13 protein-coding genes are annotated in these 10985 nt (G+C 43.9%); all 13 read right to left on the bottom strand.

Going from position 1 to position 10985, the window contains the following annotated elements; all coding sequences use genetic code 11:
* Positions 1-1111 (bottom strand): molecular chaperone DnaK (dnaK, locus tag RYK49_RS03940; protein ID WP_314864917.1); only part of this gene is annotated, 1111 nt, incomplete at its 3' end.
* Between the two features lie 269 nt (positions 1112-1380).
* Positions 1381-1917 carry a nucleotide exchange factor GrpE gene (gene grpE / locus RYK49_RS03935; RefSeq protein ID WP_314831072.1) on the bottom strand — a complete coding sequence of 179 codons (537 nt, stop codon included), beginning with the start codon at positions 1915-1917 and terminating at the stop codon, positions 1381-1383.
* Positions 1918-1952: 35 nt separating this feature from the next.
* Entirely contained in the window at positions 1953-2987 is a 1035-nt protein-coding gene (gene hrcA, locus RYK49_RS03930) for a heat-inducible transcriptional repressor HrcA (protein WP_223315062.1), read from the bottom strand.
* 163 nt (positions 2988-3150) lie between these two features.
* Positions 3151-3879: an ABC transporter permease gene (locus tag RYK49_RS03925; RefSeq protein WP_314831071.1), complete on the bottom strand. Its 729-nt coding sequence runs from the start codon at positions 3877-3879 to the stop codon at positions 3151-3153.
* Positions 3872-4729, bottom strand: coding sequence for an ABC transporter ATP-binding protein (locus RYK49_RS03920; RefSeq protein ID WP_032916319.1), 858 nt, complete (start codon positions 4727-4729; stop codon positions 3872-3874). The genes RYK49_RS03925 and RYK49_RS03920 overlap by 8 nt, the downstream gene beginning before the upstream one ends.
* A gap of 23 nt (positions 4730-4752) precedes the next feature.
* Positions 4753-5325 carry a DUF2812 domain-containing protein gene (locus tag RYK49_RS03915; RefSeq protein ID WP_314864915.1) on the bottom strand — a complete coding sequence of 191 codons (573 nt, stop codon included), beginning with the start codon at positions 5323-5325 and terminating at the stop codon, positions 4753-4755.
* Positions 5325-5648: a PadR family transcriptional regulator gene (locus RYK49_RS03910; RefSeq protein WP_314831068.1), complete on the bottom strand. Its 324-nt coding sequence runs from the start codon at positions 5646-5648 to the stop codon at positions 5325-5327. The genes RYK49_RS03915 and RYK49_RS03910 overlap by 1 nt, the downstream gene beginning before the upstream one ends.
* Before the next feature lie 217 nt (positions 5649-5865).
* Complete coding sequence (locus RYK49_RS03905; RefSeq protein ID WP_314831067.1) at positions 5866-6654, bottom strand: M15 family metallopeptidase; 789 nt, start codon at positions 6652-6654, stop codon at positions 5866-5868.
* Positions 6641-7339, bottom strand: a complete 699-nt coding sequence (locus RYK49_RS03900) for a histidine phosphatase family protein (RefSeq protein ID WP_314831066.1) — start codon at positions 7337-7339, stop codon at positions 6641-6643. Before RYK49_RS03900 ends, RYK49_RS03905 begins: the two co-directional genes overlap by 14 nt.
* 99 nt (positions 7340-7438) lie before the next feature.
* Positions 7439-8140: a histidine phosphatase family protein gene (locus RYK49_RS03895; protein WP_314864913.1), complete on the bottom strand. Its 702-nt coding sequence runs from the start codon at positions 8138-8140 to the stop codon at positions 7439-7441.
* A 136-nt stretch (positions 8141-8276) separates the two neighbouring features.
* Complete coding sequence (locus RYK49_RS03890) at positions 8277-9173, bottom strand: hypothetical protein (RefSeq protein ID WP_314831064.1); 897 nt, start codon at positions 9171-9173, stop codon at positions 8277-8279.
* 132 nt (positions 9174-9305) lie between these two features.
* On the bottom strand, positions 9306-10643 hold the full coding sequence (locus RYK49_RS03885) for a PFL family protein (protein ID WP_314831063.1): 1338 nt from the start codon (positions 10641-10643) through the stop codon (positions 9306-9308).
* A gap of 10 nt (positions 10644-10653) precedes the next feature.
* Entirely contained in the window at positions 10654-10920 is a 267-nt protein-coding gene (locus RYK49_RS03880; RefSeq protein ID WP_002893729.1) for an ACT domain-containing protein, read from the bottom strand.
* Between the last annotated feature and the right edge of the window lie 65 nt (positions 10921-10985).

The following is a 10985-nucleotide window of genomic DNA, read 5'->3' as shown; positions in this document are numbered from 1 at the left end:
TACCAAGTGACAATGGTGTTACGTCAAGAAGGACAACGTCTTTAACATCACCAGTGATGACACCACCTTGGATAGCAGCACCCATAGCAACTACTTCATCAGGGTTTACTGATTTGTTTGGTTCTTTACCAGTTTCAGCTTTAACAGCTTCTACAACGGCTGGGATACGAGTTGAACCACCAACAAGGATAACTTCGTCGATTTCTGACAAGCTCAAACCTGCATCTGAAAGGGCTTGACGAACTGGAACTTTTGTACGTTCTACAAGGTCACGAGTCAAATCGTCAAATTTCGCACGAGTCAAAGTCATTTCCAAGTGAAGAGGTCCAGCTTCACCAGCAGTGATAAATGGCAAGCTGATTTGAGTTGAAGTTACACCAGAAAGGTCTTTCTTCGCTTTTTCAGCTGCATCTTTCAAACGTTGCATTGCCATCTTGTCAGTAGACAAGTCAATACCGTTTTCTTTCTTGAATTCTGCTACCAAGTGGTCGATGATTTTTTGGTCAAAGTCGTCACCACCAAGTTTGTTGTCCCCTGCAGTTGACAATACGTCGAAGACACCGTCACCCAATTCAAGGATAGAAACGTCGAATGTACCACCACCAAGGTCAAATACCAAGATTTTTTCTTCTTTATCAGTCTTGTCCAAACCGTAAGCAAGGGCTGCTGCAGTTGGTTCGTTGACGATACGTTCTACTTCAAGACCAGCGATTTTACCAGCGTCTTTAGTTGCTTGACGTTGAGCATCGTTAAAGTAAGCTGGAACTGTGATAACTGCTTTAGTTACTTTTTCACCAAGGTAGTCTTCAGCATAACCTTTCAAGTATTGAAGAATCATAGCTGAGATTTCTTGTGGAGTGTATTCTTTTCCGTTAGCAGAAACTTTTTCAGAAGTTCCCATTTTAGATTTGATAGAGATAACTGTATCTGGGTTTGTGACTGCTTGACGTTTTGCAGCGTCACCAACGATGATTTCGCCGTTTTTGAATGAGACTACAGATGGAGTTGTACGGTTTCCTTCTGGGTTTGCGATGATTTTGCTTTCAGTTCCTTCAAGAACTGCAACTGCTGAGTTTGTTGTACCTAAGTCAATACCAATAATTTTAGACATGTGTTTTGCTCCTTAAATTTTATATTCTATTTTCTTTTTGATACTCTTCTTTGGTTCGCTTAGCTCGTTAAAAGCAAAGCTGAACGAATGTTTTCTTCTTTCATAGTTTATTGTCGTTTCGGACAAGTTTTCTATTATGTAAGTTATGACACGAGAAGTCGAAATTATACGCAGTAGCTGATTGGCAGTTCACTTCGCAAACGCTCGTGACCAGCCTAATCACCCTTGCGGGGGTGCGTCAACGAAATCAAAGATTTCTGACTTACCTCCTAGTTATAAACAACCACCATAGCCGGTCTAAGGATACGGTCATGAAGTTTGTAGCCTTTTTGGAAGACCTGCGCTATAGTGTCAGCTGGGTGCTCATCGTCAGCTGGAACGGTTTGAATGGCCATGTGATAGTTATGGTCAAAAGCTCCGTCAGCTGAGATTTCTTCGATCCCCTCTTCTTTGAGAGCATGAATCAAGCTTTCCTGCACCATTTCCAGTCCTTTTTTGACATCGTCTGTCAGACCTTCAACTGCAAGTGCGCGCTCCAGATTATCTATCGAAGGCAAGATAGCTTTTGCCAAGTCTTGGCTGCGGTATCTTTGCAGCTGCTGGCGTTCTTCATTTGCCCGGCGCTGGATGTTCTGCATTTCTGCATGAGCACGGAGATATTTGTTTTCAAAATCTTCTGCTCGCTCATTAGCTAGTTCTAATTCTGATTTTTCAGGGCTTGCTGATTCAGCTTGCTCAGCTGCTTCTACAGCTTCCTCTTTTACTTCCACATCTTCTGGATGTTCTTCTTGTTTATGCTTTGCCACAAGGCACCTCCTTTTTAGGAATATTTATACTATATTTAGTGGACTTCGTAGTGATTACTGCTCAGATAGCGATAGAAGTCGGTCAGTTTCATGGTCAGTACGCGGTTGACGACATTCATCTGACTGACCAACCGTTGGTAGTCAAGATTGACCGGACCGACAACTGCCAACACCCCAAAGCCTCGATAAGGAATCAAGAATTTGCTGGAAATTAGCGTTAAATCAGCCAAACAGTTTTCTCTACTGTCTGCCACGCGCACGCTTTGCATCTGATCTTCAGCCAAACTATCGCGAATTTCAAAGGCTACTTTCTGCGGGTCATCAAAAAACTGATAAGCCGTCAGATCTGAAAATTCCAAAAGCTGAACCTTGCCAGACAGAATCACATTTTCCTTGAAAATATCACCAAAGATATGCTCAAAGAGCTGGATGACATTGTCCGTCGTAGTGAAATAGCGTTGGATAATCTGCGGAATTTCCGTCCGAATCTTGTAATGGATGTCCAGCACTGTCTGACCCAAGAACCGCTCCCTTACCAGGCCTTTAAGCCTATCCAGGTCTTCTTTTAGGAAGTTGCGCGGAATCATAAACTGACTGGTGATAGTATTGGACTCATCCAGGGTGAAGACTGCCAGAGCCGTATGCTGACTGAGCACAACGATATCAAAAGCTGTCAAGCGCTGCCGACTGGGTTCTACATCCAGTGCAACAACCGTGCATCCACTGAGCTTGGTCAAAAGATCCGCTGCCTGTTGAAGAATGTCCTCCAAGTTGAAAAACTCATGGTCAAAGGCTTTGATAACCTCATAGAGTTCATTCTCAGCGAGACGATCAAAGGACAGAGAATGCTTGACAAAGTATTGAAAACCAGCCACACTAGGCTTACGGCCGCTGGACGTATGCGCCTTTTCCAGAAGCCCCTGCTTTTCCAAAGCCGCCATATCATTTCGGATAGTGGCACTGCTGGAATTGATGGAATCCTGCAGGGCTTTGGAGCCGACTGGCTCGTGAGTCTTGGTAAAGATATCAATAATCAAATTCAAAATCTCATTTTGACGCTCCGTGACCACGGCATCACCTCCAATCAAGATTCTGCTGTCGATTAGCACTCAACAGCCTCGAGTGCTAACTCATGATTCTATTATACACTCTTCCACACCAAAGTCAAGACAAAAACTCAAAAAATTAGCACTCTTTTTACAAGAGTGCTAAAAATCAGTCTAGCGACCTAGATTAATCCTCCAGGATTTGCAAATGGCGCATCAAATAGAAAGAAATTCCTGCAAAAAGAAGCAACCAAACTAGCAGAGCCAAAAATTCTCTGCTCCATAAATGGAAATGAGACCAATCTTTCATATAACTACTAAAGAGGCCCATAAAGCTATAACGCAGCACCTTAAATAACTCCTCGCTCATATTTGAAAACATAGGAATAAATGCCGCCAAGAGCATGGCTGGTACACTAAGGGATTGTGCCATGACCTGATTTTTACAAAACAGACCAACCATTAAAAAGAAGAAAATTAAGACCAGCATGGTCAATAGGAGAACCAAACTATAGCTAAACAGATGATTAGAAAGCTTAGCTCCTACAAAAATTGGGGTAATGACGATATAAAAAATTCCAATAATCGCTGGCCAAATTAAAGCGGAGAGAATATATTGACCAGCTGTCACACCAGCCAAGCGCAAACTTTGCAAATTATGTTTTTCTCTTTCCTCAGCTAGGATGATGATAATGGGTGTTCCAACTGACATGGCTAGAGAGAAAGGAAGAGAGATAGTAAGCAACATAGTAGCTAGTTTATCCGCTCCAATTTCCTTACCTGCTCCATTCAGAGAAAAAATAAATTTATAGAGAAAAATGAGGAAAATCGGCATAAAAACCTGCAATAGGATACTTTTATTAGCTAGTGTCACTTGACCTCTCAGCCAAATCATACCTTTTAATTTATTAGACATTTAAGGTACCTCCTGTCAAAGTGATGAAAACATCTTCAAGAGTTGGTTCGCAGGAATGAATACTGATAACATTGGACAAATCCAAGCCTCCTTGCAGTTCCTCAAAGGCCACCGTCTTAGTCGTCAAGTCTACATATTCTAAACGAACCTTCTTATCCGTATTGTACTTCTGAATAATCTCATGCGGACTACCCACTTCGACTAGTTTCCCTTTACTTAGCAAGGCCAAGCGATCACACAAGAGGGTAGCTTCCTGCATATCATGAGTGGTTAGGAAAATAGTTGTTCCCTGCGCTTTTAGTTCCAGCAGTAATTCATGAATGGTGCGAGAGGTTGACGGATCCAAACCACTGGTCGGCTCATCCAAGAAGAGCAGTTTAGGTCGATTAATCAAGGCACGCACCAATAACATCCGCTGCTTCATACCGGTAGATAATTTTTCCGCCACCTTGTTGCGACTATCATAGAGGCCCACTTTTTGAAGAAGTTCATCAACTTCTGCCATCTTAACCCCAAAGAGCATAGCATAAGCCTTGAGATTCTTATAAAGTGACATCTTTTCATAAAAACCGCTGCCATCGCTGACAATCCCTATCTGCTCTAGGACTTCTGCCTTCAAATCCTCAACCGGTGCAGACAGCACATGAGCTGATCCAGCATCTGCAGACAACTGACCAGTCAAAATATTGATAGTCGTGGTTTTACCAGATCCAGACGGCCCTAGGAAGCCAAAAATCTCTCCCTCTCGGATGGAAAAATCAATTCCTGCTAAGGCTTCTTGTTCCTTGAACTTCTTTTTCAAGCCTTGCACTTCAATAATCGTCTTTTTCATTGTTTTCCTCGCTTTCATAACAGTATTTAACAAAACCGCAATCAATCTTTCAGTTCCTGCCTCATTTTCCAAAAACGCAAGGCAATATGGACCAGCTGACAGAACAGAATGAGCAATATAAGACAGTCTATTGCTAAGATTGATTTGAATAATAGACTTGCTTTCAAACTTTTCTGGGCAATATCTAGAATGAGATAAGTCGTGACACACAAAGCCATGATGGCTGGTAAAAACCGCCATACAAGCAGACGCTTGACCATTTCTAGCTTAGACCATGCGTCATTATAGATTTCAAGATCGCTGTCTGCATCAAGCTGAGAAACTGGCTTGCAGAAATAAGAAAACTGATTAAAGTTTGTAATATGCTCCCAGCCACAATCCTCAAACAGTTGATAATAGGATTCTTGCTCCGCCTTCTTCATGGGGCGAAAATCTAATTGATAGGCCACTTCCTGAGGAGGACAGACTTCAAAAGTATAGCGAACCGCAACAAGAAAGGGAGAATAACTTACTTTTTTTAATTTCCAGCCTTGACTATGCATTTTTTTAAAATAAGCTGCTTCTCTGTCATAGTCTGCAATGGTAAAGATTTTATAGACAATTTTCTTTTCCATCAAACTTCCTCCTTACTATTGCGGTAAAGGCGCTCAATCCGCTGGATTTCCAACTCTAAAATCTGCTTCCCAAGCTCCGTGATAGAATAGAGCTTTCTCTTTTCTTCCTCACGAACAAAGGCAATCAGACCATCTTTTTCCATCTTTGCCAAGGTCCCGTACATGGTTCCCGGGCTGATAGATAGCTGTCCTTCTGTCAGCTCCTTGACTTTTTGAGTAATACTGTAACCATGCCTCTCTCGCTGAAGACAGAAAAGAATATAAAAACCTGTCTCTGTCATTGGCACATAGACTCTCCTAAGCTTTTCTGTCAACCCGCTCATCTTTTGATCTCACTTTCACCTCGATATATCGAACCTTGATATAAAAATTATATCGCAGTCCGATATAGTTGTCAAGGATTTATAAATATTTTTACAGAAAGTGATTCATTTTTATCTTTCAATACTTGTAGTTGATTTAATCAGAAGCTAAAAGGATTAGAGACCTGCATCCTGATAAATCAGCATAAAAAAAGCCAGGAAAACCTGACTTACTTGTTTATTTCCCGGCTGCTTTAAGCAGAGCAATATATTCTTCCAGAACCAGATTATGCTTCTGCATATACTGGGCATTCTCCACACCGACATAGCGGTAATGCCAGTTCTCAAAATCAACTCCAGTAACATCACTCTTGCCATCCGGATAGCGAAGGACAAATCCATATTGCGGAGCTAGCTCAGCAATTTTGGCTGCTAGTTCATCCTCCTGACCTTCTGGGACACTCATATCAATAGCCAAGCCCGTTTGATGCTCACTTGCTCCTGGAAGCTGCACTTGCTTTAGCACGATGCTGACTGCTTCTTCATTTGACAAGCCTTTGGCGACTTCCCCAGCAACTTTTTCGTTATAGAGTTCCTCCTGCTCAGCTCGGCTGCGATAACCAGAGATTAAAGTTTCTTCAGGAGCTATCGCCTGGGCTGCTGCTAGGAATTGCCGAGTATTTTCAGCAATGCGGCTGTCGACCTGGACCTCTCCAATCTGAGTTAGATCAGGTGTCTTTTCTTCTTGCTGGTTGTCACGATTGACTAAAATCAAATTCCAGTCAGTAGAAGACACCTTGGGCAAATCAGACTGTGAACTCTCTGAGCTAGAAGAGCCCTTATTAGCAGAACTGCTAGACGAACCCGAAAACTGAATCTTTGCAAGCAGATCTTGTAACAAGGACGGACGGAAATAAACCGCCGTTCCTCCAGCTGCCAGACACAAGACGATTAACAGCAAAAGTGTCAACCCAATCTTTTTAGACTTCGATTTTCTCTTTTCTTTGCGATGTTTAGCGCGCTTCAACTTCTTCCTCCATTACTTTGGCACCGGCCTCTCGATAAGACATGTCTCCGACGCAAGCTACTGTGAATTTACCATCTTCATAGTCGACAACCGTCACACTGCCATTGTCCAAACCATGAGGCCGAGTTCGATTGATTAGATAGACAAAGGTTCCGATGGTCATGCCGTGGCTGACTACAAGAGCATTGCCGCCGCCAGCAGCTTCCAGCTCCTCAGCTATGGTTGAAAAACCTTCACAGATTCGGCCACTGAGCTTTTCCCAGTTTTCTGCCCAGCCTGCTGTATCGACTTCTACAAGACCTTCTGCTAGCTCAGCATAGCTGAGCTGATGGACATGCTCAATGTTGAAAACCCGGGGCATCACACCCATAAAGAGCTCTCCATCATAACCTCCATCAAAACTGCCAAAGCACCATTCGCGAATCCGTTTGTCAAAGGTATAAGGAATCTGTCCTGTCAATCCTAGCTCCTCTAGAATAATGCCCATGGTCTGAATAGTTCGGCCGCTGTCGCTGGAACGGGCCAATTTGAAATCAAGCCCAGCTTCTCTCAAGCCAATGCCCAACTCATGAATGCCACGTTCCCCGACTTCAGTCAAAGGGGTATCAGACCAGCCTTGAGCCCGGCCGATAGTATTAAACATGGTTTTGCCATGACGAACCAAGTATAATCTTGTTTTTGCCATTTCATTTCCTCCGTTATTCTTTTCATATTATACCATTTTATGAAGAAATTGGCGCCATCTGGCTTTCAAAGCAAAAAGCAGGAGTCTCAAAACTCCCGCTCATTCTTGATTTTCTCGGTCCAATATGGCTGCGCCGACCTGACGGTAAGACACATCTCCCAGAGCTTGAATGCTGAAGCGACCATCTTCATATTCCAACACTGTGACACTGCCATTATCAACATTAGGATTTTTCGTGATATTCTCATCAACCAGATAAGCCAAAGTACCAATGGTCATGCTATGGCTGACGACCAGAGCATTGCCGCCGCCAGAGGACTCCACCTCTCTAGCAATGGCTTCAAATCCTTCTAAAATTCGACCACTAAGCTTGTCCCAAGGTTCAGCCCAGCCAGCCGAATCCACTTCTACCAGGCCATTAGCCAAATCCGGCCAACTGAGCTCTTTGTAATTATACGTCTTAAGAACTCGTGGGATAACGCCATGAAAGAGCTCACCCCCATAGGCACCATCAAAACTTCCGAAACACCACTCCCGGATGCGCTTGTCATAGCGATAGGGAATCTGGCCAGTCAGACCCAGCTCCTCTAGGATAATCCCCATGGTCTGAATGGTCCTGCCGCTATCACTGGAAAAAGCCTTGATAAAAGGCAAGCCAGACTCTCGCAATCCGATACCCAGCTCACGAATACCGCGCTCGCCTTCGGCAGTCAGCGGGGTATCAGACCAGCCCTGAGCCCGGCCGATAGTATTGAACATGGTCTTGCCATGACGGATAACATAGAGTCTTGTTTTTGACATGCTTTACCTCTTTTATTTTTGTTTGTTATAGTAAATTTTGAAAAAGGCCTTCGAATTCTTTAGGATAAAGAAGAGGGAGAACTCAGTTCTCCGCTATGATAGACAGAGGCTCACCGTGAAATCAGCATCTAATCAACTATAGAGACTTAACATGAACTTTTACAGCACTGACACATCCAAGAACAATGAACGGATAATGGAGCCAATAATTAAGACCAAACTGTCCGGATAAAGCGGCTTTATTAATCGCGATAACGGCTTGCAAAATATTGCCTTCCCCTTGGTAAAAAGAATTGGCATAACCGATTTGAACAGCTAAAAAGCTCATTGTTAAAGTAAAAAAGAAACTTGCCACAATTCCTAAAACAGAAATCCCTTTGACAAACTTTTCATAGCAAGCAATGCTAAATAGCAGTGTAAAACTTGATATGAAGCCCATAGCCAAGGATGCACCTGTCAGAAAGAAGACAAGACATGCACCAAGCAAGCTAGTCAAGAAAGCCCCGACAATCCCCAGGAAATAATGTATTTTCTGCGGACTTTGATGAGGAAGAGAGCGCTTTGTCACCTTATCCTGTGAGATGGAAATCATCCGCTCATAGCTAGATGGCGTGAGAAAGAGCCAATCTCCTTTGAACTGATACAAGTCTACATCTCCGGTTTCACCGGTTTTTTCACAGGCGCTAACCAGCCCTTGCTCCTCAAAGTAGCGGGTGCAGTCCTCGATAGCCTCTTCCAAAATATCCGGCAGCAAATCCCGATCCTGATCAGCCAAAATCTGACAGGCCAGGCTATAGCCAGCTCTCTCAAAATCAATCAAAACTTCAGAATCGTTGATCAAAGCTTCCAAGGCATCTCGACCGATATAGCCCTGCTCACATCTGACTGAAAAGAAAATCGCAAATTCGTCGCCATCTGTTATGGTCTCTAGATAAAAAGCATAATCCCTTCTACGGCCATATATAATGCCGCTCTCTTTATCAAAATCCAAATCTAAATCAAGGGCCAGCTCAGCTAGCTCTCTTTTATTCATAACCTAAATAATCTCCTTATAATCCCCTACATTTCAAGCATTCAGCTAGATTCAATCCCACAAACTCCTATTCGGAAACTGAATAGCTGTCCTTTACGAGGCTATCTTAAAAGCTGTTTCAAATCTAGCTTTTTAATTTTTAAAGCTGTGAATGGGCGCTGGAATCTGACCGCCCCGCGCGATAAAGGCGGCTGACGAAGCTTGATTGACCTTCATGACCGGAGCTGTTCCCAAGAGCCCGCCAAATTCAATCATATCGCCTTCCTTGCCCTTCGGAATAATCCGCACAGCTGTCGTCTTTTGATTGATAACACCAATCGCCGCTTCATCCGCAATCATGGCCGCAATGGTTTCAGCAGGTGTCGCTTCTGGAATGGCAATCATATCCAAACCCACCGAGCAGATAGCTGTCATCGCTTCTAGCTTTTCTAGATTGAGCGAGCCATTCTGCACAGCTGCAATCATGCCCTCATCTTCTGACACAGGAATGAAAGCACCAGACAGACCACCAACCTGATTGCAGGCCATGACACCGCCTTTTTTGACTTGGTCATTTAGCAGGGCAAGCGCCGCTGTCGTGCCATGAGTGCCAACTGTTTCCAAGCCCATTTCTTCCAAGACACGGGCCACTGAGTCTCCGACTGCCGGTGTTGGAGCCAGACTCAAGTCAACAATCCCGAACTTGACGCCCAGACGCTCGCTGGCCATCTGACCGACTAACTGACCGATACGAGTGATTTTGAAGGCTGTTTTCTTGACCGTTTCAGCCACCACGTCAAAGCTCTCACCACGTACCTTTTCCAAGGCTCGCTTGACAACACCTGGCCCAGAAACACCGACATTGATGACCACATCTGCTTCACCGACACCATGAAAGGCGCCCGCCATGAAGGGATTATCCTCCACCGCATTGGCAAAGACGACTAGTTTGGCCGCACCCATGTCAGACAGTTGGGCTGTTTCCTTAATAATTCGTCCCATATCTGCAACTGCCGTCATATTGATACCGGTCTTGGTTGAGCCGATATTGACAGAGGAGCAGACCTTGTCCGTCTCAGCCAAAGCACGCGGAATGGAATTAATGAGGATTTCATCGCCTTTTTGATATCCCTTTTGAACCAAGGCAGAAAAACCACCGATAAAGTCAACGCCGATTTCCTTGGCTGCCTTGTCTAAAGCCATAGCCAGAGGCACGTAGTCACTGCTGTCTGTCGCTGCCCCAATCAGAGAAATCGGAGTCACGGAGACCCGCTTGTTGACGATAGGAATCCCGAGCTCTGCTGCAATTTCATCCCCAACTGCCACCAGGTCTTTGGCTTTAGTCGTGATTTTTTGGTAAATCTTATCCGCCACCCGATCAATATCTGTGTCGATACAGTCCAAGAGTGAAATGCCCATGGTGATGGTCCGAATATCAAAATTCTGCTCCTCAATCATGGCAATGGTTTCGGTTACTTGTCTAATATCCATCCTTCACTCCTTAGATATTGTACATGGCATCAAAAATGGCTGCGCTTTGAATGTTGATTTTGACGTTAAGCTCTTGGCCGAAAGCTTCAAACTCATTGCGAAGGGCCGTAAAATCTTGCTTTTCATCGCTTGACACCAAGGCCATCATGGTAAAATATTCCTCCAAAACGGTTTGGGAAATATCGTCAATATTCAGCCCCAGCTCCGCAATCTTAGTAGAAACTCCGGCTACAATCCCTGTTTTATCTTTTCCGACAACGGTAATAATTGCTTTCATGCTTGGCTCCAATCATTTTTAGTTTGTCTCATTGTAGCATAAATTCGAGGATTTTGTATACTATT

Origin of the sequence: uncultured Streptococcus sp., assembly GCF_963525625.1 — a bacterium.
Classification (GTDB): Bacteria; Bacillota; Bacilli; order Lactobacillales; family Streptococcaceae; genus Streptococcus.
Note: the sequence above shows the minus strand (reverse complement) of the source record. Positions and strands in the feature narration are given on the sequence as shown.

Excerpts from the sequence above, each read along its gene's own strand:
- RYK49_RS03900 (WP_314831066.1), bottom strand. The coding sequence starts at position 7,339 with ATGGCAAAAACAAGATTATACTTGGTTCGTCATGGCAAAACCATGTTT.
- RYK49_RS03910 (WP_314831068.1), bottom strand. The coding sequence starts at position 5,648 with ATGAGCGGGTTGACAGAAAAGCTTAGGAGAGTCTATGTGCCAATGACA.
- RYK49_RS03925 (WP_314831071.1), bottom strand. The coding sequence starts at position 3,879 with ATGTCTAATAAATTAAAAGGTATGATTTGGCTGAGAGGTCAAGTGACA.
- RYK49_RS03920 (WP_032916319.1), bottom strand. The coding sequence starts at position 4,729 with ATGAAAGCGAGGAAAACAATGAAAAAGACGATTATTGAAGTGCAAGGC.
- RYK49_RS03885 (WP_314831063.1), bottom strand. The coding sequence starts at position 10,643 with ATGGATATTAGACAAGTAACCGAAACCATTGCCATGATTGAGGAGCAG.
- RYK49_RS03880 (WP_002893729.1), bottom strand. The coding sequence starts at position 10,920 with ATGAAAGCAATTATTACCGTTGTCGGAAAAGATAAAACAGGGATTGTA.
- RYK49_RS03915 (WP_314864915.1), bottom strand. The coding sequence starts at position 5,325 with ATGGAAAAGAAAATTGTCTATAAAATCTTTACCATTGCAGACTATGAC.
- RYK49_RS03890 (WP_314831064.1), bottom strand. The coding sequence starts at position 9,173 with ATGAATAAAAGAGAGCTAGCTGAGCTGGCCCTTGATTTAGATTTGGAT.
- RYK49_RS03895 (WP_314864913.1), bottom strand. The coding sequence starts at position 8,140 with ATGTCAAAAACAAGACTCTATGTTATCCGTCATGGCAAGACCATGTTC.